Origin of the sequence: Shinella zoogloeoides (genome assembly GCF_003574625.1) — a bacterium.
Taxonomy (GTDB): Bacteria; Pseudomonadota; Alphaproteobacteria; order Rhizobiales; family Rhizobiaceae; genus Shinella; species Shinella zoogloeoides_A.
Map to the genome: position 1 here is coordinate 99395 of NZ_QNUJ01000012.1, position 23519 is coordinate 122913.

At 62.0% G+C, this 23519-nt stretch carries 24 protein-coding genes and 1 pseudogene; 11 read left to right on the plus strand and 14 right to left on the minus strand.

Going from position 1 to position 23519, the window contains the following annotated elements; all coding sequences use genetic code 11:
* Positions 1-18 precede the first annotated feature (18 nt).
* The 5 genes from DSD28_RS21805 to DSD28_RS21825 form a co-directional block, all read right to left on the minus strand.
* Entirely contained in the window at positions 19-585 is a 567-nt protein-coding gene (locus DSD28_RS21805; RefSeq protein WP_119258539.1) for an RloB domain-containing protein, read from the minus strand.
* Positions 582-1793 carry an AAA family ATPase gene (locus DSD28_RS21810; RefSeq protein ID WP_205536227.1) on the minus strand — a complete coding sequence of 404 codons (1212 nt, stop codon included), beginning with the start codon at positions 1791-1793 and terminating at the stop codon, positions 582-584. The genes DSD28_RS21805 and DSD28_RS21810 overlap by 4 nt, the downstream gene beginning before the upstream one ends.
* A 143-nt stretch (positions 1794-1936) precedes the next feature.
* A complete protein-coding gene (locus DSD28_RS21815; protein WP_119258541.1) occupies positions 1937-5200 on the minus strand; it encodes an error-prone DNA polymerase in 3264 nt (1087 codons plus the stop codon).
* Positions 5197-6711 carry a Y-family DNA polymerase gene (locus DSD28_RS21820; RefSeq protein ID WP_205536228.1) on the minus strand — a complete coding sequence of 505 codons (1515 nt, stop codon included), beginning with the start codon at positions 6709-6711 and terminating at the stop codon, positions 5197-5199. Before DSD28_RS21820 ends, DSD28_RS21815 begins: the two co-directional genes overlap by 4 nt.
* A complete protein-coding gene (locus DSD28_RS21825) occupies positions 6629-7387 on the minus strand; it encodes an ImuA family protein (RefSeq protein WP_119258543.1) in 759 nt (252 codons plus the stop codon). Before DSD28_RS21825 ends, DSD28_RS21820 begins: the two co-directional genes overlap by 83 nt.
* Before the next feature lie 206 nt (positions 7388-7593).
* Between DSD28_RS21825 and DSD28_RS21830 the strand changes: the two genes are divergently transcribed.
* The 4 genes from DSD28_RS21830 to DSD28_RS21845 all read left to right on the plus strand — a co-directional run bounded on the left by DSD28_RS21830 (position 7594) and on the right by DSD28_RS21845 (position 11734).
* Positions 7594-9663: an ATP-dependent helicase gene (locus DSD28_RS21830; protein WP_119258544.1), complete on the plus strand. Its 2070-nt coding sequence runs from the start codon at positions 7594-7596 to the stop codon at positions 9661-9663.
* 3 nt (positions 9664-9666) lie between these two features.
* Positions 9667-10791, plus strand: coding sequence for a DNA polymerase IV (gene dinB / locus DSD28_RS21835; protein ID WP_119258545.1), 1125 nt, complete (start codon positions 9667-9669; stop codon positions 10789-10791).
* 95 nt (positions 10792-10886) lie between these two features.
* Entirely contained in the window at positions 10887-11477 is a 591-nt protein-coding gene (locus DSD28_RS21840; RefSeq protein WP_119258546.1) for an SOS response-associated peptidase, read from the plus strand.
* Positions 11477-11734, plus strand: a complete 258-nt coding sequence (locus DSD28_RS21845; protein ID WP_119258547.1) for a hypothetical protein — start codon at positions 11477-11479, stop codon at positions 11732-11734. The genes DSD28_RS21840 and DSD28_RS21845 overlap by 1 nt, the downstream gene beginning before the upstream one ends.
* A 116-nt stretch (positions 11735-11850) precedes the next feature.
* On the opposite strand, the gene DSD28_RS26050 is transcribed toward DSD28_RS21845, so the two are convergent.
* Positions 11851-12102, minus strand: coding sequence for a hypothetical protein (locus DSD28_RS26050; RefSeq protein ID WP_162911505.1), 252 nt, complete (start codon positions 12100-12102; stop codon positions 11851-11853).
* A gap of 181 nt (positions 12103-12283) precedes the next feature.
* Here DSD28_RS26050 and xth point away from each other — a divergent pair, with 181 nt between their 5' ends.
* Complete coding sequence (gene xth, locus DSD28_RS21850) at positions 12284-13066, plus strand: exodeoxyribonuclease III (protein WP_119258622.1); 783 nt, start codon at positions 12284-12286, stop codon at positions 13064-13066.
* A 2-nt stretch (positions 13067-13068) separates the two neighbouring features.
* On the opposite strand, the gene DSD28_RS21855 is transcribed toward xth, so the two are convergent.
* On the minus strand, positions 13069-13950 hold the full coding sequence (locus DSD28_RS21855) for a hypothetical protein (RefSeq protein WP_119258548.1): 882 nt from the start codon (positions 13948-13950) through the stop codon (positions 13069-13071).
* A 199-nt stretch (positions 13951-14149) separates the two neighbouring features.
* Between DSD28_RS21855 and DSD28_RS21860 the strand changes: the two genes are divergently transcribed.
* Genes DSD28_RS21860 through ligD (DSD28_RS21870) form a run of 3 tightly spaced genes read left to right on the plus strand, consistent with a single transcriptional unit; the run spans position 14150 to position 16990 of the window.
* A complete protein-coding gene (locus DSD28_RS21860; RefSeq protein WP_119258549.1) occupies positions 14150-15055 on the plus strand; it encodes a Ku protein in 906 nt (301 codons plus the stop codon).
* An 11-nt stretch (positions 15056-15066) separates the two neighbouring features.
* The gene (locus tag DSD28_RS21865) at positions 15067-15876 is read left to right on the plus strand and encodes a Ku protein (RefSeq protein WP_119258550.1); all 810 of its coding nucleotides are present in this window, start codon (positions 15067-15069) and stop codon (positions 15874-15876) included.
* A gap of 55 nt (positions 15877-15931) precedes the next feature.
* A complete protein-coding gene (gene ligD / locus DSD28_RS21870) occupies positions 15932-16990 on the plus strand; it encodes a non-homologous end-joining DNA ligase (protein WP_119258551.1) in 1059 nt (352 codons plus the stop codon).
* On the opposite strand, the pseudogene DSD28_RS21875 reads toward ligD (DSD28_RS21870), so the two are convergent.
* From DSD28_RS21875 to DSD28_RS21885, 3 genes and pseudogenes are all read right to left on the minus strand, one after another.
* A pseudogene (locus DSD28_RS21875) lies at positions 16991-17375 on the minus strand (DUF4112 domain-containing protein). It abuts the gene before it with no gap.
* Positions 17376-17412: 37 nt separating this feature from the next.
* On the minus strand, positions 17413-20052 hold the full coding sequence (gene ligD / locus DSD28_RS21880) for a DNA ligase D (RefSeq protein ID WP_119258552.1): 2640 nt from the start codon (positions 20050-20052) through the stop codon (positions 17413-17415).
* Positions 20053-20060: 8 nt separating this feature from the next.
* On the minus strand, positions 20061-20429 hold the full coding sequence (locus DSD28_RS21885) for a hypothetical protein (protein ID WP_162911506.1): 369 nt from the start codon (positions 20427-20429) through the stop codon (positions 20061-20063).
* A 127-nt stretch (positions 20430-20556) separates the two neighbouring features.
* On the opposite strand from DSD28_RS21885, the gene DSD28_RS21890 reads away from it, so the two are divergent.
* The 3 genes from DSD28_RS21890 (at position 20557) to DSD28_RS21895 (ending at position 21475) form a co-directional block, all read left to right on the plus strand.
* Entirely contained in the window at positions 20557-21030 is a 474-nt protein-coding gene (locus DSD28_RS21890) for a hypothetical protein (protein WP_119258554.1), read from the plus strand.
* Positions 21031-21062: 32 nt separating this feature from the next.
* Positions 21063-21191, plus strand: a complete 129-nt coding sequence (locus DSD28_RS26410; RefSeq protein WP_281048112.1) for a hypothetical protein — start codon at positions 21063-21065, stop codon at positions 21189-21191.
* 68 nt (positions 21192-21259) lie between these two features.
* A complete protein-coding gene (locus tag DSD28_RS21895) occupies positions 21260-21475 on the plus strand; it encodes a hypothetical protein (protein WP_162911507.1) in 216 nt (71 codons plus the stop codon).
* Between the two features lie 170 nt (positions 21476-21645).
* On the opposite strand, the gene DSD28_RS21900 is transcribed toward DSD28_RS21895, so the two are convergent.
* The 4 genes from DSD28_RS21900 to DSD28_RS26055 form a co-directional block, all read right to left on the minus strand.
* Positions 21646-21879, minus strand: a complete 234-nt coding sequence (locus DSD28_RS21900) for a hypothetical protein (RefSeq protein WP_119258556.1) — start codon at positions 21877-21879, stop codon at positions 21646-21648.
* 289 nt (positions 21880-22168) lie between these two features.
* Positions 22169-22651 (minus strand): hypothetical protein, encoded by a 483-nt coding sequence (locus DSD28_RS21905; RefSeq protein WP_162911508.1) that lies wholly within the window; start codon positions 22649-22651, stop codon positions 22169-22171.
* A 224-nt stretch (positions 22652-22875) separates the two neighbouring features.
* Positions 22876-23112 carry a hypothetical protein gene (locus DSD28_RS21910; RefSeq protein WP_119258623.1) on the minus strand — a complete coding sequence of 79 codons (237 nt, stop codon included), beginning with the start codon at positions 23110-23112 and terminating at the stop codon, positions 22876-22878.
* A 171-nt stretch (positions 23113-23283) separates the two neighbouring features.
* A complete protein-coding gene (locus DSD28_RS26055; protein WP_162911510.1) occupies positions 23284-23499 on the minus strand; it encodes a hypothetical protein in 216 nt (71 codons plus the stop codon).
* Between the last annotated feature and the right edge of the window lie 20 nt (positions 23500-23519).

The window sequence follows — 23519 nt, forward strand, 5'->3', positions numbered from 1 at the left end:
GAAAGCCGAACGATCTATTTACGGGATTAGTCGCAGGAACCGAAGGAGCGCAGCGAATTCCTGATGATTTCCGGAGACCCTTTCTACGCCTTCGAGATCGATCCTTCGAGACACCTCCAGGCGGCTCATTGGTTTTGCATAGCCGGGCCAAACTTGGAGAAGGTTGGCCTGCGAGGTAGCGCTGTCTGGCGGATTTGCGGTTAGCCGACCCTCAAAATGCCTGAGAAGGAATGCCTCGTGGCATGGGGTCTGCCAAATGATTGAAATTTTGTTCTGGGCCGCCAGCGCGTGGACTTGCTGGCGACGCTGGTGGTCGCCTGCGATCTGATCGTCATCCATAAGGAGCGCACGATATTGAAACTCGGCACGCCGCTGGTTTCGGCGTGCAATTTCCTGCACTGCCTTTTTGACGCGGGCGAGCGGATCTCCCGCGCCAGGGTTGAGGTTCACTACCTCTATGTGAAACGGCAGCTCTTTTTGCCGGACGATATCGTTCAAAAACTGTCCGTAAGCCTGTTCGGATTCGCCCTCGCATCCGAGAAAGACGGGTTTGCGGACGGGAATATGTGCGTTGCGCCGTCTCATCCGATTTGTGGCACCGCGCCGAATGCCCCTCCAAGGTACTTCTTGTAGAGGTTGTCACTTCGCCGAACAGACTGGACGTCCATCAGGCTATATACGCTCGAGCGTCCGGTCTGATCCTTTTCGGTAAAAACGACCTCTTCCTTGCTGAGGTCATCAAGCAACGAAGCCGAATGGCAAGACATCCACAGCTGGGCTCCGCCCGGGTTGCGGTCTGGATCGTAGAACCACCGGACGATTTCCGGAAGGATCAAGGGATGGATCGACAGATCGAGTTCGTCAATTACCGCAACACCGCCTTTTTGGAGGGCCAGCAACAAGAGCGGAAATATCCGGATAAAGGATCGGGTTCCCTGACTTTCTAATATCCATGGCATGGGGACATGCAACCCCTCATGCTTGAACAGCGCGGTCGGACCCGATGCTGTCTGGACAATCTCCATTTGCTCGACACCCACGTCGATGCGCTGGAGTTCCCGATTGAGGCTCTGGACCGCCGCTGGATTTTGAGCCAGGAACGAAAAGACGTCCCTGTCGGTAAATTCCAAGCGTTCCATCAGTATGTTGCGGAAGACAGCGCTCGCCGCTTCCGCGAGCACTTTCGAAGGCTCGTGCTCGAAAAGAGCGAGGGTTGAGACAACGCTGGCATCGTCCCGAATCTTATCAATGACCTGGCTATATCCGGTCAGGGAAAACGTGCGTGAACCGCGCACATCCTTGCCTGTTCCCCGTTCGAACACGCGCTGCCATTTGCCCTGCCCTTCTGGCTTGTGACGGAGCGCTTCTCGACCGACCGTTCGGATCTCGCCGTCTTTCGGGAGCAGTTCCAGTTCGTATCGATAAAGACCGAAGTCCTCCTTGCGATGCGTAGGCGCGTTGACGGCAGCGAATGACAGTTCCGTAAGCGCGCCCATCTCAATGGCCAATCGGATTGGTCGGTTCATCGACTCCTCGTCATTGAACCGTTCGCAGGGCAATGTGCCCTGATGCTGGAAGCTGTCCTTGAGAAACCAGGAGAGAAACGTCAGAGCTTTGAGGACCGAGGACTTTCCCGAGCCGTTTGCGCCGAACAGCGACACCACTTTGGGTGCGCGTTCCTCCGCGCCGGGGAACACCGCGGAGAACCGCTCCGGGTAATCGGGTACGTTACGGGGAATCCGCAAGTCGAGAGCCTGCGGATCGCGGAACGAGTAGAAGTTCTCAATTTCCAATCGGTATATCATACCGGGAATATATGTTCTGTTATGCCAATTTCAACAAGAATTTGTCAAATTTGGGATTTCAAATCAAATCTTCTACCCGCCACGCTGATGATGATGACCGTTGTGGACCTTCATGCCATTCAAGCCACCGGCTAGTGAAAATTCCGGCTCTTGACCTTCAGCCGATCGATCAGAAGATCGGGGACGAATATGTCCCTGGCTGGCGCCGCCGCCTTTGGCCGCTCGCGCGGATCCGGCGCGCCATTGCCGCGCGCGAACTCGTCGCCCCGGCCATGCGGCAAGGGAAACTGCTCGTCCTGTTCTCCCAGCCGGCCGAGGTCATCCGAGAGGTCGAATAGCCGCTGCGCGACAAGATGGACGACGTCCCCTTCCCGCTGGATCTTGCCGTTAATTGCCATCATCGAAGCGGAGAGAAGAACGCGGCGCTGGCGCTCGAACAGCGTCGGCCAGACCACCGCATTGACGATTCCGGTCTCGTCTTCCAGGGTGAGAAACATGACGCCCTTGGCCGAACCCGGCCGCTGGCGAACGAGCACCAGGCCGCCGGTCATCAGCCAGCGGCCGTCGCGCTCGGCCATCGCCTCGGCGCATGTGACCATGCCCTTCTGGCGAAGGTCTTTGCGGAGGAAGGCGATCGGGTGCTGGCGGAGGGTGAGGCCGGTGTGCGCGTAGTCTTCGACGACCTCGTGCCCTGCCCTCATAGAGGGTAAGGCGACCTCGGGCTCCTGCAATTCCGCGACCTGGCGCGCTTCGCGCTCGGCGGCCGCGGCCCAAAGCTCAAGCGGCTCGTCACGCAGACCCTTGATCGCCCATAGCGCGTCGCGGCGCTGGAGCTGGAGCGATGGAAGAAACGCATCGGCCTCGGCCAGTTTCACCAGCGCGGCCGTCGGCACGCCGGACCGCCGCCACAGATCGTCTGCGGAGGCGAAGGGTTCATCGGCACGCGCCGCCACGATGCGGGCGGCATCCGCCGTCGAGAGGCCCTTCACCATCCGCAGGCCGAGACGAACGGCGCAAAGACGGCTTCCTTCGAGCTCCTCGAGCGTGCAGTCCCAGCGCGAGGCGGTAACGCAGACCGGCCGGATCTCGACACCATGCTGGGCGGCATCCCTCACGATCTGGGCCGGCGCATAAAATCCCATAGGCTGCGAGTTCAACAGCGCAGCGCAAAAGGCATCCGGGTGATGGCATTTGACCCAGCTGGATGCATAGGCAATGAGGGCAAAGCTGGCGGCATGGCTTTCCGGAAAGCCATAGCTGCCGAACCCTTCCAGCTGCGAAAATGTGTTCTCGGCGAACTCGGCCGAATATCCGTTCTTGACCATGCCGGCGATCAGCTTGTCCTTGAACTTGCTGACCCCGCCGGAGAACTTGAAGGTCGCCATGGATTTCCGCAGCTGGTCCGCCTCGCCGCCGGTAAACCCGGCGCAGACCATGGCGACTTTCATGGCCGACTCTTGAAACAACGGGACACCGAGGGTTTTCGAGAGCACCGCCTCCAGTTCGGGTGTCGGATAGACAACCGGCTCCTTGCCTTCGCGCCGGCGGAGATAGGGATGCACCATGTCGCCCTGGATAGGCCCGGGTCTGACAATCGCCACCTGCACGACCAGGTCGTAAAATGTGCGGGGTTTCAGGCGCGGCAGCATCGACATCTGCGCCCGGCTTTCGATCTGGAACGTGCCAAGAGTATCTGCCTTGCGGATCATTGCGTAGGTGGGTGAGTCTTCCGATGGGATCGAAGCGAGGTTCCACACCTCACCCTTGTACTTGGCCATCAGGTCAAAAGCCTTGGCCATGCAGGTCAGCATCCCCAGTGCGAGGATGTCGACTTTCATGAATTTCAGCGCCTCGATATCGTCCTTGTCCCATTCGATGACCTGGCGATCGTCCATGCGGGCAGGCTCGATCGGCACGAGATCGTCGAGCCGGTCATGGGTCAGAACGAAGCCGCCTGGATGCTGGCCGAGATGGCGCGGCGCGCCCATCAGCTGCTGCGCCAGTTCCAGCGTCAGCGTCAGCCTATAATCGGCTGCGTTGAGATTGTTCTCGCGGATCTGGCGTTCGGATACCCCTTCCGACCAACCCCAGACGCCGGACGACAGTTGCCCGATCATGTCCTCGGGCAGGCCGAGGGCCCTACCGACGTCCCGCAATGCGCCCTTGGCCCTATACCGCGTCACCGTGGAACAGAGCGCCGCCTTGGTGCGGCCATAGGTGTTGTAGATCCACTGGATGACCTCCTCCCTCCTCTCGTGTTCAAAATCGACGTCGATGTCTGGCGGCTCGTCCCGCTCCTGGCTGATGAAGCGTTCGAACAGCAGGTCGTTGGTATCAGGGTCGATGGAGGTGACGCCGAGGCAATAGCAGACGGCGGAGTTGGCCGCCGAGCCCCTGCCCTGGCAGAGAATGCCCTTTGACCGCGCGAAGCGGACAATCGAAAAAACCGTCAGGAAATAGGGCGCATAGTTCATCGTCCGGATCAGTTCGAGCTCGTCGCGCAGGGATGTCCGGACCTTGTCGGGAACGCCCTCCGGATAACGAGCCGCGGCACCTTCCCAGACGAACTTGACCAGCGATTGCTGCGGATCGAGGCCGGGAACGATAGCCTCTTCCGGATACTGGTATTGCAGCTCCTTGAGATCGAACCTGCAACGCTCGACAATCTCGCGGCTGCGCGCCAGAGCTTCTGGGTACTCGGCAAACAGCCGGTGCATCTCCTCCGGCGCCTTGAGAAAGCGATCGGCATGGCGCTCCCGGTCGAATCCGACATCGTCGATGGTCGTGCGGGTGCGGATGCAGGTCACGACATCCTGCAACTGTCGGCGGCTCGGCTCATGAAACAGCACGTCGTTGGTGACGACGGTCCTCACCTTGGCGCGGGCGGCCATGGTGGCGATGCCGTGCAAGCGCAGTCGATCATTCGGCCGGCGGCGCAGGTAAAGGCTGACATAGGCCCGATCACCGAACAGTTCGGCCATCTTGCGAAGCTGCACGGCGCAGGCGTCGTCGGCTTCATCCGGGACTAGCACGCCGATCATGCCGGCGGCGTGTTCGGCAACATCCGCAAAATCGATCAGGCAGTTTCCCTTGCCGCCGCGACTTTTGCCGAGCGACAGCAGCCGCGTCAGGCGCGAATAGGCCGGCCGGTCCATCGGATAGACGAGGATCGACATGCCGTCGGTGAGATCGAGCCGACAACCGATCACAAGCCGAATGCCGGTGGCCTTGGCTGCCTCCCAGGCGCGCACGATCCCGGCGAGACTGTTGCGGTCGACGACGCCGATCGCGTCGATGCCGAGCGCGGCCGCCGTGGCGAACAGTTCGTCGGCGCTGGATGCCCCGCGCAGGAACGAAAAGTGTGTCGTGACCTGAAGTTCGGCATAGCGCGTCATCCGAACACCCCATGCACAAACCAAAGATGCGAGCCGGTTTCCGGATCGATGCCGTCGCCGGCGCGATAGACCCAGTAACGCTCGCCAAGCTCGTCCTCGACCACGAAATAATCCCTGACCGCCTGGAACTCGCGCGGGCGACGCCACCATTCGCCAAAAATCCGTTCCGGGCCATCGGCGCGCACGACCTTCCGGCGCTTGCTGCGCCAGGTGAATATCGCTGGCGGCTGGTCCGGCAGGAGCGCGATAACCTCAATGCGTTCCGGATTGGCGAACAGCCGCGTCGGCCGCGGCCATTTCACCGCCCAGGCCTCGCCGATGTCAGGCGCGGTCGCGGCAATCCGCCGGACCGAGCGCTCCGGCACATCGGAGGCAACTGGCGCGACGCGAAAGAGCCGGTGGCCACGATTGCCCAGAATGTCGACCAGCGGGGTAATGTCGGCGACCTCCTCCTCTATCAGCGAAGAAGCGATCTGCCGCTCCTCCAGCGGCTCGGCAAAAACGGCGACCAGCACCAACTTCTCGATGCCGAAACCGGGATCGATCGTCTCGATGCGGTCGCAGAGCAGCTTCGACAGGCGCGCCGGATCGCGGACCGGTTTGGCGAGACCAGCGCGAAGATGCTGCCGGGTGTTGTCGACCCGGTGAATGAAGAGGTCGCAGCGCCGCGCGCCGAGACCGTCTTCGGCAAGGCGAGCCGAGAGCTGGCCAACCAGCCGGCGGACATATTTGGCGATGGTCTCCGGTGCACCGATCGGCTCGGCAAAATTCTTGCCGACTTCGACAAGCTCCGGCGTGCGGATCGGTTCGATCGGTTCGGCGATCCGGCCGAACATCTGATCCAGTCTGCGTCCAGGTTCCGGCCCGAACCGCAACGTCAGCGGCGCACGCGGCATGGCCGAGAGCTGGCCGACCGTGTCGATGCCGAGAACACGCAGGCCCTGGACGATCTCCGCCGGTAGCCGCAGCGCGACGATCGGCAGGTCGATGACCGCTTTCGTCACTTCGCCCGCCGGCACCACCGTCGTTTCCGTCGCCAGCAGCCGCGCGAGCGCATGCGCGGCGCCCCATGTATCGGCGACGGCGGCGCGCGCCGTCAGCCCGCGGCCGCGCAGCATGTTGACGAGGCCGGAGACGAGAAGCGCTTCGCCACCGCGCAGGTGATCCGCGCCTTCGGTATCGATGACAAGGCCGTCGGCGCCATCGACAGCGACAACGGGGCTATATTGCCGGAGCGCCCAGAGCGCCAGCCGTTCAAGTGCTGCTACATCCTCGGCCGGAGCTGCGTCGACCATGAGAAGATCGGCGACCATGGCCTGCGCCTTGCTGGCGGCCATGCCGATGCGCAGGCCAAGCTTCATGGCTATCGGATCGGCGGCAGAGATCCATCGCTTCGTTCCGCGGCGGGCGATCACGACCAGCGGCTTGTCAACCGGCAAGGCTTCGCCAGCGCGCCGTCTGATCCGCTCGGTCGCGAGCAGTGGGAAGAAGACAGATACGACCCTTGTCATCGGGGGCTCCAATTTCGAATTCGGCGCTTTCGCCCGCCTTTACGCGCATCAGTTCCGCCAGCCAGCGCGCCCTCCCGACGCCGGCAACAGGTAGTCTTTCCGACGGCAGGGTGCTGATGCGCCATCGCGTCGTCGAGGCGGTCGGCTGCCCATAGTCCGATGCCTCATTCTGTCGTCGCCATCGCCGGAGCACGATGCCCATGGCCCCCGTCTTCTCGGCGGCGAGTTGCAGGCGACGCGATGCGGTCATCGGGAGACGAACAAGCTCGCCGACCACGGAAGCAAGCCCGCCGAAGGACAGCCCCTCCTCCATCGCCGACAGCGCCTCCTCTTCCCGATCGCTTTCGCAGAAGACGACACGATCCGGATGGAGCCCGGCCTGAGCAACCGCAGGGAAAAACAGGTCGGGGCGCGTCATGCACCACAGAACCCTGCCTCGTGACCGGGCAGCGATGCCGGCAACGAACAACGCCGCCGCGGCCCCATCGACGGTCCCTCCCCCGCCGCCGGCGACCTCATGGAGCGCGCCGAAGGCGAGCCCTCCTCCCGGCAGCGCCCGATCAACCTCGTCAACGCCGAAAGGCAGGACCTGCCTTGCGCGCTGCGAGCCGCTTTCCAGCTGCTCGATACGCTCGCGAAGCTCGGCCAGCACGGGGTTGAGGGTATGGTTGGCCACGGCAGAATTGTTGCTCCATCAGGGTTTTCAGCGGTTCTTTAAGCTGATATGTTCATTATTTGTTCCAATTGCCCAACTGAGTCAATCGGGCCTCCGCCCCGGAAATCATCTCTCGGCTAAGTGTTGAAACGAATCCCTTAGTCGCTTCAACGGGATATCCAGTGATCGGAGGGGCAGGAAAATTTTCTTATGGTGTCTGGGGACAAATGGCGGCGGCGCATCTCGAAAAACTCAACGATCGGCAACGCGAAGCCGTCGAGCACGGTATCGGCCTGCCGGACGGAAAGATCGGTGGCCCGCTGCTGATTATTGCCGGCGCGGGCAGCGGCAAGACCAACACGCTGGCGCACCGCGTCGCGCATCTAATCGTCAACGGCGCCGATCCGCGCCGTATCCTGCTGATGACCTTTTCCCGGCGAGCGGCTTCAGAAATGGCACGCCGGGTGCAGCGCATCTGCCGGCAGGTGCTCGGCGACAACGCCGCCATCATGACCGACGCACTCGCCTGGGCCGGCACTTTCCATGGCATCGGCGCGCGGCTGTTGCGGATGTATGCCGAGCAGATCGGTCTCAGCGTCGATTTTACGATCCACGATCGCGAGGACAGCGCGGACCTGATGAATCTCGTCCGGCATGACCTTGGCTTTTCCGCCAAGCAGAGCCGGTTCCCCACGAAGAGCACCTGCATCGCCATCTATTCCCGCGTCGTCAATTCCGAGGCCTCGATCAAGGAGATCCTGAAATCGTCCTATCCGTGGGTGCTGGAATGGGAGGACGAACTGAAGCAGCTTTTTGCGGCCTACGTTGAAGCCAAGCAGGCTCAGAACGTGATGGATTACGATGATCTGTTGCTCTACTGGGCGCAGATGGTTTCCGAACCGGAGCTGGCCGAGGACGTCGGCAACCGCTTCGACCATATCCTCGTCGACGAATATCAGGACACCAATCGCCTGCAGGCGTCGATCCTGATGTCTCTCGCGCCCGGCGGCCGCGGCCTGACTGTCGTCGGCGACGACGCACAGTCGATCTATTCCTTCCGCGCCGCGACCATCCGCAACATCCTGGATTTCCCGAAGGAATTTTCGCCGAAGCCGGCGGACGTCATCACGCTCGACCGCAACTATCGTTCGACCCAGCCGATCCTGGCGGCCGCCAACGGCGTCATCGAACTGGCACGGGAACGCTATACGAAAAACCTCTGGACGGACCGCGCCTCCGAGCAACGGCCGATGCTGGTCACCGTCAAGGACGAGGTCGACCAGGCCGCCTATATCGTCGAGCAGGTGCTGGCCAACCGCGAGATCGGCATGACGCTGAAGCAGCAGGCCGTGCTGTTCCGAACCTCAAGTCACAGCAACGCGCTGGAGATAGAACTCACCCGCAGAAACATTCCCTTTGTGAAATTCGGCGGCCTCAAATTTTTGGACGCGGCCCATGTGAAGGACATGCTGGCGGTCATGCGGTTCGCGCAGAACCCGCGCGACCGGGTTGCCGGCTTCCGGGTGCTGAAGCTTTTGCCCGGTATCGGGCCGCGGACAGCCGGGAGTATCCTCGACACGATTGCCGCCGATCCGGAGCCGTTGCAGTCGCTCGCCGAAGTCCCGCCGCCGGCAAAGACCGGCGACGACTGGCCCGCCTTCGTCACGCTGGTCACGGCGCTGCGCAAGGCCGAAGCGGGCTGGCCTAGTGAAATCGGCACGGTGCGGATGTGGTACGAGCCGCATCTCGAACGCATCCATGAGGACGCGGACGCCCGCAAGGACGACCTGCTGCAGCTCGAACAGATCGCGGGCGGCTATGCGAGCCGGGAACGCTTTCTGACGGAGTTGACCTTGGACCCGCCGGACGCCACCAGCGACCAGGCCGGCGTACCGCTACTCGATGAGGACTATCTGATCTTGAGCACGATCCATTCGGCCAAGGGGCAGGAATGGCGGGCTGTATTCATGCTCAATGTCGTCGACGGCTGCATCCCGTCCGATCTTGGCACCGGCTCTACCCCTGAACTCGAGGAGGAACGGCGCCTGCTTTATGTCGGCATGACGCGGGCGCGCGACAACCTCACGCTGATCACGCCGCAGCGGTTTTTTACGAGCGGGCAGAACGCAAGGGGCGACCGACACGTCACCGCTGCGCGAACACGCTTCATCACGGCCACCCTCCTCCAGTTCTTCGAGGTGGCCGGCTGGCCGAAGGTGGGTGCTTCCGCCAGCGAGCAGAGCACGCGCCAGGTCCGCGTCGATATCGGTGCGCGGATGCGATCTATGTGGAAATGAGCCATGCAGCCCGTCACGTCGGCCGAGATAGAGGTGCAGAAACCGGACCGCGAAGACCAGGTCCGGCGCATCATCCATATCGACATGGATGCCTATTACGCCTCGGTCGAGCAGCGCGACAATCCGGAATTGCGCGGCAAGCCGGTTGCTGTCGGCGGCTCGGCCGCCCGCGGCGTTGTGGCGGCGGCAAGCTACGAGGCGCGTGCTTTCGGTGTGCGTTCCGCCCTCCCGTCGATCACCGCCAAGCGTCGCTGCCCGGATCTGATCTTCGTCACTCCACGCTTTGACGTCTATCGTGCGGTATCAGCGCAGATTCATGCGATTTTTGCAGAATATACCGACCTGATCGAGCCTTTGTCGCTCGACGAGGCCTATCTCGATGTCACGGCCAACAAGCAGGGCATTCCGATCGCGACGGAGATCGCCACCAGGATCCGCGCTCGCATCAAGGAGGTCACCGGGCTCAACGCCTCGGCCGGTATTTCGTATTGCAAGTTCCTCGCAAAAATGGCCTCCGACCTCAACAAGCCCAACGGTCAGGCGGTCATCACGCCGCGCAATGGACCTGCCTTTGTTGAGGGACTGGCCGTCAAGAAATTCCATGGTGTGGGACCTGCGACCGCCGCGAAGATGGAACGGCTCGGCATTCTGACCGGCGCCGATCTCAGGGAAAAGTCGCTTGCCTTCCTGCAAGAGCATTTCGGAAAGTCGGGTGCTTGGTACTACGACATCTCCCGCGGCATCGACGATCGGCCGGTCCGGCCGGATCGGGAGCGCAAGTCCGTCGGCGCTGAAGATACCTTCATGACGGATATCTTCGATCTGAATGCAGCCCGCGCCGAGATTACTCCGCTCGTCGATAAGGTCTGGCGGCACTGCGAGGCCAAGAATCTGCACGGCCGCTCCGTGACCCTGAAGGTGAAGTATGCCGATTTCCAGATCATCACGCGAAGCAAGACCGAAGCCGCGCCGTTCGGATCGGTCGCCGAGATCGTGGCGACCGTCCACTCCGTCCTTGCTCCCTTGTTTCCGACGGCGAAAGGGATCCGCCTCCTCGGCGTGACCCTGTCATCCTTCGCCGATGATGTCGAGCGCCGCCCGGACGATCAGCTCCAGCTGGAGATCTAGGTGGTCATTGATTGGCGCGGCCGGCCTCATCGAAATCCGCCTCACCTGCGCTAGGTTACTGCCAAGCCGCGATATGGCCGAACCGTGGAGGTACCATGTGCAACGATTACAGGCTGATGGTCGAACTCGCCTCGGTCATCGAGGAATTCGAGCATCTCAAGATCAATATCCGCTTTCCCGAGGGAAGGCCGAACATCGAGGCGCGCGAGGATATCAGGATCACCGACACGGCGCCCATCGTTCGCTCGGTCGAAGGCGACCGCGGGGTTGGCGAGCTTGTCCAGCGGCGATGGAGCTGGCCGGGACCGAGCAAGAATCCGGTCTACCATTTCCGGTCGGAAGGCCGCGATTTCAGCTCGCACAGGGCTTTGATTTTGTGCGACGGATTCTTCGAATTCACGAATCCGATCGAGAAAGACAAGAAACGCAAGGACAAGTGGCTGTTTCAGAAGGTCGGGGAACCGATCTTTGCCATCGCCGGCATCTGGCGCGCCACCGAAGAGGTCGGCGAGGCCTTTACCATGCTCACGATGGCGCCGGGTCCCGATATCGCACCTTACCACGACCGCCAGATCGTCATACTCGAGCGTGATGCGTGGATGGACTGGCTCGATTCGACCGTTTCGGCAAAATCGCTGATCAAGCCGCTGCCTGCCGGCTCCCTTTCCGTGGAGCAAGTCGGCTGATGCGCTTCTCCTTCCCGCATAGTCACGCCTTTCCCGGCGGCGAGGTCCGCGTCGAAGATGCGGAGGCTGCGGAAGGGATGTGTGTTGTGGAGTTCGGAGACGGGATCGCCATGATTGGAGAATGGCATCCGGACGGCGACGACATTCAGCTTTCTGTCCCGTCCTATCGCACGGCTCGCGGTACTGATGTCGATGCGCGCCGCTGGCGGCTGGTCATGGACAAGGCTGGAACTTGGCGTTCGCGGCGATCCGTGTAACCGTACCCTGCGGCGACCCCTTCCCGAAATGACGAAGGGCGCTCGACCCTTTCGGGGAGCGCCCTTCTGACCCGGACGACTGCGAACGCGCGACTGGTATCGTCGCTGCAGGCAGTTCATCGATGACGGGCAGTGAGCGATAGATGGGGAAAGCCATCTGGGAAATCAAGACCGTCGGGATTGCCGGTCGCCTGCAGCGGCGCATCGAGGCAGGCATCGCAGATACCGCAGCCGTCATCGTCCATCGCCCGATCCGCCTGCCCGCAACAGATGCACGCAGCTGTAGATCGGGCAGCGTGGTCGCACCGGCGCGGCAGCATGATTTCGGCGGCGGCGTCAAAAAGGGTATCGATGGGAATTGTCTTCATCGCGGCCGTCTCCAACGATCTTGAGCACAGATAGGAGCGCTCAAAATCTTTGCAATGGCAGGGAAAGACGCCCAGAGCGATCAAGTTGCTGCAAACGTCCGTGGAGCTTCGACGGCGCAGGGAACCTTTGAAATTCCGGGATGGTTTTCCCTCGGACCATCGCCGCGCCCGGAGCAGCTTCGTGAAAATCGCCACCTACAACGTCAACGGCATCAACGGCCGGCTTCCCGTCCTTCTACGATGGCTGGAAGAAGACGCGCCCGACATTGTCTGCTTGCAGGAGCTCAAGTCGCCGGACGAGCGCTTTCCCCGGCGTGACCTCCAGCGAATGGGATACGAGGCCGTGTGGCATGGGCAGAAAAGCTGGAACGGCGTCGCGATCCTCGCCAGGGACGCAACCCCGATCCTGACGCGCCGCGGCCTGCCCGGCGATCCCGACGACACCCACAGCCGTTATATCGAGGCTGCAGTCGACGGCATCCTGGTCGGCTGCATCTACCTGCCGAACGGCAATCCGGCGCCCGGTCCCAAATTCGACTACAAGCTGCGCTGGTTCGAGCGGCTGCAGACCTACGCGGCCGACCTGCTGTCGCTCGACCTTCCGGTGGCGCTGATCGGGGATTTCAACGTCATGCCGACGGATCTCGACGTCTATGCACCGGAGCGCTGGCGCGACGACGCGCTATTCCGACCGGAGGTCAGGAAGGCCTATGCCGATCTCGTCGCCCAGGGCTGGACCGACGCCATCCGTCAGCTGCATCCGAAGGAACGGATCTATACCTTCTGGAAATACTGGCGGAATTCCTTCGAACGCGACGCGGGCCTGCGCATCGACCATCTTCTCCTTAGCCCGACGCTGGCGCCCTGGCTTCGGAAGGCAAGCGTCCGGCGTGGTCCACGAGGCTGGGAGCACACCAGCGACCATGCACCCGTCATCATCGAGATAGAGCCACCATCGGATTGAGGTCAGGCGGAAGTGCGTCGGGTCGCCCGACGCTCGCGCGCCCTCGCCGTTCGACGCGCCTCGCGCAACTCCTCAAGGGTCGGTAGCCACCAGCCACGCCGGCGTTCTTGTTGTCCCGGCTCGACCTTCGACGGCCAGGTGTGGACAAATTCGTCCAGCGAAGGAGTTCGCCATGTGGCCCAAACTTGGTCCCCGAGAAGACCCGGATAGAGTTCGGCGATCTCTTCGCGCTCGACCAGTTCGCCGTTGCTGTCGCTCACGACGACAATCCCGTAGGCCGTCGTCGCAATCGGCCGATCCAGCGGGGGCAGATCATCAGCGGGAAGCGGGATGCGCCGGCGCTTGCGTTCGGCCGCCCGCAGGCGAGAGGTCCTCTCCTCGTCCGTCCCTCTACGCGCCCCGGCGCGCTTGCGCCTTTCTTCAGGCTCGCATCGCTGTGCTTCCGTCTCGATGACCTGCCAGCGATCAACGAGATCCTCATAGGAGGCGAAAGGCACCCGCCAGACCTTGTTGCCGCCATCCCAACGGGCGAAGGGCACTTGGCGGATTTCCTCGACCAGCTTGCGCGAATAGGGCGTCTTGATGCGAAACCCTTCTCTGTCAACGCCAAGATAGGGGCTGAGGATCGGCTCGAACTCGAACGCATCCCTGCCCTTCGCATCGGCATAGGGATCGACACGCGACTCTTCCCTTGCCATCCAGCGATCGATGCGCCGCCGCGCGGTCGTTCCAGGGACGAGCCACGCCTTCCGCCGGTCGCTCCAGCGGGCGCGCGGAAAGGCTTCGCGAAACCGCTGTACCGTCATCTGGTCGAACGGAAACGAGACGGCGGCGCGCTCGTCGTCCTCCGTGGCGTCCTGGCCAATGTCGTCACCGTCGACCATCCCATTGCCTTCCAGTTGCGATGCCCAAGAAACGCACGCCAACTCGAAAAGATGCAGCGAATCAAAGGCATGATCGAGACTCGTCAAAAGTGAGGATGAAGAGGCCTAAGTTATTGATTTCCGATTCTTTTCGACTCGGAACAAATTCGCATGTGATTCGCTTGACTCGCTTTGGTTGCGTCGAGTCGGGAGTTTCGAGATGGCCGGTCATCGTGCCCAGTGGAAGGGTTTCATCAAGTTCGGCGAGGTGAGTTGCGGTGTCGGCCTCTACACGGCGGCCAGCACGTCCGAGCGCATCTCGTTCCACACGATCAACAAAAAGACCGGCAATCGCGTCAACCGCGTTTTCATCGACAGCGATACCGGCAAGGAGGTCGAGCGCGAGGACCAGACAAAGGGTTTCGAGATCGAGAACGGCCAGTACATCATGATCGATCCCGAAGAGGTCGCCGCAACCATCCCGGAGAGCAACAAGACGCTGACGATCGAGGCCTTCATCCCCTGCTCCGATGTCGATGACGTCTATTTCGACAAGCCCTACTATCTCGTGCCGACTGACCGTGTTTCGTCGGACGCCTTCACCGCGCTCAGGGACGCCATGGAGAAGTCGAAGGTCGCCGCGGTCGCCCGCACGGTCTTGTTCCGGCGCATGCGCACCGTCCTGATCCGCACGCATGGCAAAGGCCTGATCGCCACGACCATGCAATACGACTATGAGGTTCGCTCCTCGGAAAAGGCATTCGAGGAGATACCGAAGCTGCGCATCAAGGGCGAAATGCTGGATCTCGCCAAGCACATCATCGCCACCAAGAAGGGCACCTTCGATCCGGCGGCGTTCGACGATCGATACGAGACTGCCGTCGCTGAACTGGTGAAGGCCAAGATCGAGGGCAAGGCTCTCCCGAAGCGCAAGGAAGTCAAGGTGTCCAAGCCCGAAGATCTTCTGGCCGCCTTGCGCGAAAGCGCCAAAATGCTGAAGGCCGATGACGACACGCCGAAACGCTCCGCCGCAAATGCCAACAAGGGCACCGGCCGCAAGCCGGCGGCCCGCGCCACCGCGTCGAAGGCGCGGAGCCCAGCGGCCGCACAGCGCAAAGCCGGTTGAGGAGATAGATCATGGCACCCCGCCCCTACTGGAAGGGCTATCTGAAGCTCTCGCTCGTCACCTGCCCCGTCTCGATGTCGCCGGCAACGTCGGAGAGCGACAAGGTCCGGTTTCACACCTTGAACAGGGAGACCGGCAATCGCGTCGTCTCGCAATATGTCGATGCCGTCACGCGCAAGCCGGTGAAGGACGACGATGAGGTGAAGGGCTATGCCCGTGGTGAGAACGACTATGTCCTGCTCACCGACGACGAGCTGGATGCGGTGGCGCTCGACACGGTGAAGACGATCGACATCGACAAGTTCGTGCCGCGCGACAGCATCGAATGGATTTATCTGGAAAAGCCGCATTATCTCGTGCCCGACGATCCGGTTGGCCACGAAGCCTTCGCCGTCATCCGCGACGCCATGGCGTCGGACAAGGTCTTTGGCGTGTCACGTCTGGTGATCGGCCGGCGCGAGCGGGCCGTCGTGCTGGAGCCGCGCGGCGAAGGCATCGTGCTTTGGTCATTGCGCTTCGGCGACGAGGTGCGGCCGGAGGAATCCTATTTCGAGGATATCGACGCGAGGTCCGATCCCGACCTCGTGCCCATGGTTCAGAAGTTCATCCAGCAGCACACGAAGACGTGGTCGCCGGACATGGTCTCTGATCCCGTTCAGGACGCGCTGCTCGACATCATCGCCAAAAAGAAGAAGGCGCTAAAGCCATCGAGGAAAGGCAAGGCCAAAGGTGAAGAGCGGCCGTCAGGCGGCAACGTCATCGATATCATGGATGCGCTGCGCAAGAGCCTCGCCGGCGAAAAAGGTAAGCGCGCCTCCTGAAATCGTCGCATGGGTCGCCTATGTCTGTTTCCTCTCGCACGCGTGATGGATCTCCATGAAAGTGAAGCGCCGATCTGCCATCCCCCTGCTCGACGACTCCGGCACGGCGCTGCAGTCGCGCCCGGTGCGCAAACGCAATCCCGCGCAGCCGAGCCTCCCGTTCGATCCGATGCCCGACCGCGTCGAGCCATGCCTCGCCCTTCTCCGGCCGGGGCCGCCCGAAGGACCGGACTGGCTGTTCGAAAACAAATGGGACGGCTATCGCCTCGCCATCCACATCGAGCCGAAAGGGGTGCGCATCATAACGCGCGGCGGTCATGACTGGACTCACCGCTTTCCGACTATCGCCGAAGCCGCGAAGAAGCTCGGCGTCGGAACCGCCATTCTCGACGGCGAAGCCGTGGTCCTCACCAAGCAAGGGCACGCTGATTTCGGGGCGCTGCAGCGTTCGCTCGGCGGCCGCGGCGGGAAGCGCGCTTCCACCGAGGCCATCTTTTTCGCGTTCGACCTGCTCTATTTCGATGGTCATGACCTTACCAAGACGGAACTCGACGTCCGGCGGCATCTGCTCTCGGATTTCCTCGACGGCGCCACCGGCGCGGTGCAGTTGTCAGAAGAGGCCCACGATGATGGCGCCGAGCTGTTGGCGAAGGCCTGCTCGCTCGGCCTTGAAGGCATCATCGCCAAGCATCGCGACCGACCTTATCGCTCCGGCCGCACGGGTGACTGGATCAAGATCAAGTGCGTTCAGAGCGAGAGCTTCATGATCGTCGGCTACGAACAATCTGCCGCGGCGCGGAGCGGGATCGGCAGCTTGCTGCTCGCGGCTCGGCGCGGCGACACCTGGGTGTCGGTCGGCTCGGTCGGAACGGGCTTCAAGACGAAGGACGCCGAATATCTGCGCAAGACGCTGGACAAGCTGAAGACGAAGAAACCGGCTGTGCCGCTGAAGGGCAAGAACTACGTGTTCGCGCTACCGACGCTCATCGCAGAGATCGAATTCCGCGGCTGGACCGACGACGGCAATCTGCGCCACGCCTCCTACAAGGGCCTGCGCGAAGTCCAGGATAATGCCGCGGTATTCGAGATGGAAGCCTCCGCCGTCGGCAAGTGACTATCGTCGCCGGTCAAGGTCGGCATGGTCGAGACCGAAGTGATCCAGCACCAGCTGCAAATTCCGGCGGTTTGACTTGAAATAGACGTCGAAGACGTCGCCAAGCACTGGCACGCTGCCCGCGACCGTATCGAAGCCGACATTGACCAGCATCTTGACGATGCTTGTCGTTCGGCACACCGAGACGGCGCGCCTCATTGACGATGACGAGGCTGACAGCCGCCGCAGCGAAATCGCCGATGCCCGGGATCAGGCCGAGAACAGAGTCCGCCCCGAGCGAAATCCGCGTGCCGGGAACGCGAAGCGCGGTGTCCATTAGCCGCGCCAACCCGCGGATTCGCCGGAGGCGCGCCAGCTTCTCGATGTGGAGATCGTGCTTCCTCATTCTTCCTATGTGGCCCCGACGCTCGTCCGTTCAAAGGTCATGCGGCCGCCTTGTGCTTGCCGAGCCGCTTGATCGCCTGTTCCAGAGGGCGCTGGCCTTCGCGATAATCCTCCCAGGCACTCGTCTTCGCCAGCAGCGCCGGCACGGTCCGAACCGTGAACCGCTTCGGATCGAGGTCGGATTTGACCTGCGTCCAGTTGAGCGGCATCGATACCGTGGCGCCGGGCCGCGCCCGGGGTGACAGCGGCGCCACCGCCGTCGCCATGCGGTCGTTGCGCAGATAGTCGAGGAAGATGCGCCCTTCCCGCAGGCTCTTGGTCATCTTGATGAGATAGAGGTCGGGATTGTCGCGCGCCATCCCCTGGCAGACGTCGTGGGCAAAGCCCTTGGCGTCGGCCCATGAGAGCGGCTTGCGTGCGTTGACCGCGAGCGGCGTCACGACATGCAGCCCCTTGCCGCCGGTCGTCTTGCAAAAACTGATGAGTCCGAGATCGTCCAGACGGTCGCGCATCTCGCGGGCGGCAGCAACCACGACCGAGAACGGCACGTCCGGGCCGGGGTCGAGGTCGAATACGAGTCGGCCCGGCACTTCGGGTTTCCCTGGTTCGCAGTTCCACGGGTGAAGTTCGATGCCGCCGATCTGCGCGATGGCGACGAGGCCTTCGACACGGTCGACCTGCAGATAGGGCTTCTTGTCACCGAAGACCTTGACCAGTTCCAGCAGGTTCGAGGTGCCGGGCATAGCGTGGCGCTGGAAGAACTGTTCGCCGCCGATGCCATCCGGTGCGCGGATGACCGAGCACGGCCGGCCCTTCACATGCTCGATGAGCCACGAGCCCATAGCTTCGTGATAGCGGGCCAGGTCTTCCTTGGTCACAGGCTTGCCGTCGCCGGCGTCCGGCCACAAAGGCTTGTCCGGATTGGAGATGAGCACGCCCATGACTTCGGCCTTCGCCCCTTTACGGCGCGCGGGCTTCGCCTGCACGGCCACGGCCGGCTCCGGCGTTTCGGTCCTTGCCGGCGAGGCCGGCTTTTCGGCCTCGACTTCCCCCGCCGGTTTGTCTTCCCGCAGGCCCTTGAACGCGGCTTGGCGAACCAGACCGTCCGCGGTCCAGCCGGCGAATTCGATCTCGGCGACAAGCTCGGGTTTCAGCCAGACGACTTCCTTCTCCTTCTTCGGCGCGCCTATCCCCGTGAAGGGGGATTTCTCCGCCTCGGCGGCTTTGAGCTTGGGCAGCAGCGTCTCGACCTTCTTGGCGCCATAGCCCGTGCCGACGCGGCCGACATAGACGAAATGCTCACCCCTGTTAACGCCGACCAGCAGGGAGCGAAATTTGCCGTTCGTCTTGGCATAGCCGCCGATGACGACTTCGTGCCCCGCGCGGCATTTCGATTTCGCCCAGGTGTCGGTCCGGCCGGATTGATAACGCGCATCCGCCTGTTTCGAAACGATGCCTTCGAGCGAGAGCTTGCAAGCGGAGCGAAGCACGGCGTCGCCGCCGGTCTCAAAATGCTCGACAAAGCGCAGATGCGGATCTTCGGTCGCGTTCGCGAGCATTTCCTGCAGCCGGGCTTTCCGGTCGACCAGAGGCTTGTCGCGCAGGTCCTCCCCTCCATCGAACAGGAGGTCGAATGCGAAATAGACCAGGTTGCCGGTGTTGCGCTCCGACAGCGCCGCCTGCAAGGCCGCGAAATCCGGGGCGCCATTGTCATCGAGCGCGCAGATCTCACCGTCGACGATACAATCCGGCAGCGATGCAGCGGCCTTCGCAATCTCCGGATATTTCGCCGTCCAGTCCAGGCCCTTGCGGGTTTTGAGCGTCACATCGCCGCCGACGACACGCATCTGAATTCGATAGCCGTCGAACTTGATCTCATGCAGCCACTTGTCGCCGGCCGGCGGGCGTTCGAGCGTTTCACAGAGCTGCGGAGGAATGAAGTCCGGCAGATCGGCTTCCGTCGTTGTCGCCTGGTTCTTGCGCGTCTTCTTCTTGCGCTCGTCAGCCGCAAGGCCGTGCTTGCTGTCCCAGACCGCGTCGGCCTCGACGTCGCCCCCTGCCGTCATGAACGCTACCGGCTTCCGCCCCTTGCCGGCGGCGATCTCTTCCATCTTCCGGCCGGATGCGACCGAGGTCAGGTTCTCCTCCAGGATGGCCGCGCCGTTCTCGTCGACGGAATGCTCGTCGTGGTGCTTGATCAGCAGCCAGTTGGTCCGTTTGCCGCCGTCGCGATCATTGCGCATGCGCACCAGAACGAAGCTGCCATGCAAGCGCTTGCCATGGAGCACGAATTTGAAATCCCCCTTCTTCAGAGCCTCTTCCGGAGACTTGTTGCCTTCAGGCTCCCAGTAGCCGCGATCCCACAGCATGACCGTGCCGCCGCCGTATTGGCCTTTTGGAATGGTCCCCTCGAAGTCGCCGTAGTCTAGCGGATGATCCTCGACCTCGACAGCCAGCCGCTTGTCATGCGGATCGAGCGACGGCCCCCTGGTCACGGCCCAGGATTTGAAGACGCCGTCGAGTTCGAGGCGGAGATCGTAGTGCAAGCGCGTGGCATCATGCTTCTGGATGATAAACCGCAGCCGGTTCGAGGATTTAACGGCCGCCGAGCCACTCGGCTCCTGCGTCTGATTGAAGTCCCGCTTCTTCCTGTAGGTCGAAAGCTTGTCAGCCGCCATGACCGTCCTCACCAGATCCTGCGGTCGACCTGCGCCGCAATAATCGGCACAGCCGCCGCGCCCGACGCGCCGAGCCGAAGGCGCTGCACCAGCCGCCCAAGGAGGTAGGTCATCGCGACAGTCGTGGCTATCCGCATCCATGGGTGACGTTCACCCCGCGACGATGGCGCATCGATACCTTCAGCCTCTTTCCGGATCGCCGACAATCGCGCTCGTAGATTCTCGACCTCCTTCCGCAAGGCCGCGATCTCTCGCTCGGCGGAGCGGTCGGCCCTCGCCGTGCTCGGATCCTCGGCTGGACTCTCTTCCTCGAGCTCGATGAGATGCTCGCGTAACTGTGACGGACTGTCGAATCCCTTCGCGCGGAAATTGGTCATCTGAAATCCCTTTGTTTGAGCCGCAATGGAGAACACAGGCGCGGCAAGCTTGTTCCGTCGTGTGCGCAGCGTGACGCTATGAAGAGGGCGACCCGTGACCAAGTGTCGAGGTAAGGCGGGTGGGCGCATGATCGCCGGCAAAAGATTTGACTTTCGTCATAGGCGCTCCACATCACCTGCGCTCATCCGACTCAAGCAGATGAGCCGGGGAGATTTCGCGGCAGCCCCCGCTGTCGAGGATCTCCCCATCGTCGAAATGCACGCAGGACTTTACATGCCCCTGATCAGAAAGACCGGCGCACCCGCGCCAAAGGAACTCGGATTGTTCTGGCAAATGCTGACATCCGAGGGAGAGACGATCGACGTCTTCGTCTTCGCAGGCACGCTGCAGGCGTTCGACAGCAGCGCGGTTGGCCCGGTCGGCCTCCTGAAACGACACCGGCAGTTGCTCGAGGAGATCGCGAGTGCAAAATTCGATCGCGAGGGCGGCATCGCGCCAGGACCGTTTCAAATCAGCTTGGACGACCTGCGGTCGACCAACCCGATTGGCGAGGACGGAAACCTGCAGGGCAGCGGCCAAGACTCGACTCTGAGGTCCTGACATGGTGTGGTCGGGTGCCGAGGAGGACACGGATGGCCTATGAGTGGGATGAGCGGCGCGCCCGGCGCGCGCAGTTGGTGAAACTTGCGACCGCCATGGCGTTGACGCTATCGGCCATCAGTGTGCCCGTCGCCGTACTTCTTGCCGCGTCACCCCTCTGACCACGGCAACGCTCGCGCAAGGACGTCGAAGCATTCTCCGCCGCCAAGTGATCCGCAGGAGAAGCAGATTGGACGATATGTCGGGCGTCTTTACATCGACCACCGAGCGTGCAGCATGGAACATCGCGGCCCGCCATCTGGCGCGCGGCCAGAAAGATCCCGTGATGATGATTGTCGACGGCATCGAGGAGGAGCGCAAACGCTGCATCGATTTGCTGCGGTCGGCCATCGGCAGGGACTTTGAAGTCCCGACTTTCATGGTCGATCCCGACCATCAATGGTGAGCCAACAGACCGGCTCATATGAGCGGACGAATCTGGATTCACATCGGCACGCACCTCTGGCAGAGTACCAAAGTGCTTGAACCATCGAGCGCCAAGGCCCGGTCGAGCTATACGAGGTGGCTCCCGGGCCGATTTCCTCGATTCTGTCTCGGTCTCTATCGGGCTTTGCCTTATGCGGCCGTGTCGCTGCTGTAGAACATTCGCGCCGACGCTTCGACGACCGAGCGATGTTTCCGGGCATCAAAGGCGCCAGACGGGAACGTTTCGATGAGATACCTGGCGAAAGCCTCCTTTGCGCCGTCGGACGGATCGAACCAGGGCTGCGATGTGATGTCATCGAACAGCAACTTGAGATCGCTCAGCTCCTCGGGCTGGAATGCCGTTTTGACGAACAAGTGATCCATTGGTGCCTCCCACAATCGCATCACAGGTAAGCAATTCCCTAGCCGTTTCAAGGTGGGTTTGCCCACATCGGGGTTCTTGATGGGAGTCGAACCGGCCACTCGGGACCGGCTATCAACTTATCCAGCGGGCCACCAGGACGAGCATTAACATCGCCACGGCCGTCAACGCCTTAGGCCGACAGAGAGCTATCCCAAAATTAAGCCGATAGAAGAGACGTTCTGGTCCTCGACGGGATATGACCAGCGCTTTCTCTGAGGGAAGGCACCAGCCTGAACGCATGACAGCGGCTTACTGCTCGCCTTCCAGCGCGCCCTCAATGTCTTGTACCGCGGCACCGGCAATGGCGTCGGCTTTGCTGGCCGCATCGAGGAACTCATCTTGCGAAGCGACTGTGTAGTTGCAACCGACGAACATCGTCCTGGGCTTGGCGGTCTCGACCGGCATGCCCAGCAGCATGGCCAGCGCATCGTCGGTAGGAGCGAAGGCGCCGATCATCGGGCCGGCCTCGGGATCGACGAAGCGATAATATTGCTCGGTCAACTTGATCGGCGCGCGCTTCATGCCCTCCTTCTGGATGGTGGCGAGGGCGGCGCCGTAATCCCGCTCCGTCACGACCCATTCCTGGAGGAACGAGATTCGGGTTGTCGGCGCGCCAAACACCGTGATCGGCTCCTTGAGATCGAAGGTTTCCAGCCCCATCATTCGATCGTGGCTGTCATCATCGACAGGTGTGAGCCACGCCGGCACCGCTCCTCCCATGAAAAGTGCCATTCCAACCTCGCCAAGGACCTCGCGGGGCGCACGGCACTCCACAAGCTGTTCCAGGAACCGTGGCGTTAGCTCGAACGTGTCCTGCCCGGCCGACAGGTCTTCGGCATGGGCAACGCCGAACCCTATCGAATGACACAGAAGTGCTGACGCGGCCCATGCTCTCGCGCGGGGCCTCGTTACACGTACGGCGGTTTGTTCCTTCTCGCGCGACGCCATATTGAGCTTCACGAGGCCGAGAACTTTACCGTCACGCCGCGCTGGCGGAAGTAGGCCTGCATCAGCTTTCTGCCGGAACGATTGCCATGCGGCAGCCTAGCCGGTTCGAATACAGCCTCCTTCAAACCCTCCCGCGTCAACGCCGCCTTGAGAGCCGCGATGTGCAGGTCGATGTCCGCATTATCAGCCTCAAGCGATTGATAAACACGGGCTGTTGCTTCCGCCACGGTCGGTTCGCTCACGATGAAACTCCTGTTCTTGTTCGACCAGCGCTTACCACGATTTGTCGCCTGAATACGACTTAGTTTACACAGCCTGCATGGTTGCCGAAAATCTCGGTCGGAGCGTTCCCGAGCGAACACACCGTTGGATCTCGTCCGTGTTGGACCGTTTGCCAAGTGGATCACTATATCGGATTATGGAAGCCTTGCGCCACGAACCCCTTGTGATGCTTCCGCTTCTTCTTCCGCGCGGGCGCCCGCCTCGTCGAGCCGCTTGAGCAAATCCTCAAATGCCGTGTTCGGCTGATCGATGCGATACATCGACTGCAGACGCCTGCGCATGTCTGGATTTGCGAAGCGTGCATTGTAGTCGGATCGGGCTTTCCCCTTGTGATGTTTAGACTGTTGCAACGCTGTCTCCGTAGGGCGTG

Coding starts and splice junctions, on each gene's coding strand:
- DSD28_RS21805 (WP_119258539.1), bottom strand. CDS start 585: ATGAGACGGCGCAACGCACATATTCCCGTCCGCAAACCCGTCTTTCTC.
- DSD28_RS21815 (WP_119258541.1), bottom strand. CDS start 5,200: ATGACGCGCTATGCCGAACTTCAGGTCACGACACACTTTTCGTTCCTG.
- DSD28_RS21820 (WP_205536228.1), bottom strand. CDS start 6,711: ATGACAAGGGTCGTATCTGTCTTCTTCCCACTGCTCGCGACCGAGCGG.
- DSD28_RS21830 (WP_119258544.1), top strand. CDS start 7,594: ATGGCGGCGGCGCATCTCGAAAAACTCAACGATCGGCAACGCGAAGCC.
- dinB (WP_119258545.1), top strand. CDS start 9,667: ATGCAGCCCGTCACGTCGGCCGAGATAGAGGTGCAGAAACCGGACCGC.
- DSD28_RS21840 (WP_119258546.1), top strand. CDS start 10,887: ATGTGCAACGATTACAGGCTGATGGTCGAACTCGCCTCGGTCATCGAG.
- DSD28_RS21845 (WP_119258547.1), top strand. CDS start 11,477: ATGCGCTTCTCCTTCCCGCATAGTCACGCCTTTCCCGGCGGCGAGGTC.
- DSD28_RS26050 (WP_162911505.1), bottom strand. CDS start 12,102: ATGAAGACAATTCCCATCGATACCCTTTTTGACGCCGCCGCCGAAATC.
- DSD28_RS21855 (WP_119258548.1), bottom strand. CDS start 13,950: ATGGTCGACGGTGACGACATTGGCCAGGACGCCACGGAGGACGACGAG.
- DSD28_RS21860 (WP_119258549.1), top strand. CDS start 14,150: ATGGCCGGTCATCGTGCCCAGTGGAAGGGTTTCATCAAGTTCGGCGAG.
- DSD28_RS21865 (WP_119258550.1), top strand. CDS start 15,067: ATGGCACCCCGCCCCTACTGGAAGGGCTATCTGAAGCTCTCGCTCGTC.
- ligD (WP_119258551.1), top strand. CDS start 15,932: ATGAAAGTGAAGCGCCGATCTGCCATCCCCCTGCTCGACGACTCCGGC.
- ligD (WP_119258552.1), bottom strand. CDS start 20,052: ATGGCGGCTGACAAGCTTTCGACCTACAGGAAGAAGCGGGACTTCAAT.
- DSD28_RS21885 (WP_162911506.1), bottom strand. CDS start 20,429: ATGACCAATTTCCGCGCGAAGGGATTCGACAGTCCGTCACAGTTACGC.
- DSD28_RS21890 (WP_119258554.1), top strand. CDS start 20,557: ATGATCGCCGGCAAAAGATTTGACTTTCGTCATAGGCGCTCCACATCA.
- DSD28_RS26410 (WP_281048112.1), top strand. CDS start 21,063: ATGGCCTATGAGTGGGATGAGCGGCGCGCCCGGCGCGCGCAGTTGGTG.
- DSD28_RS21900 (WP_119258556.1), bottom strand. CDS start 21,879: ATGGATCACTTGTTCGTCAAAACGGCATTCCAGCCCGAGGAGCTGAGC.
- DSD28_RS21905 (WP_162911508.1), bottom strand. CDS start 22,651: ATGGCACTTTTCATGGGAGGAGCGGTGCCGGCGTGGCTCACACCTGTC.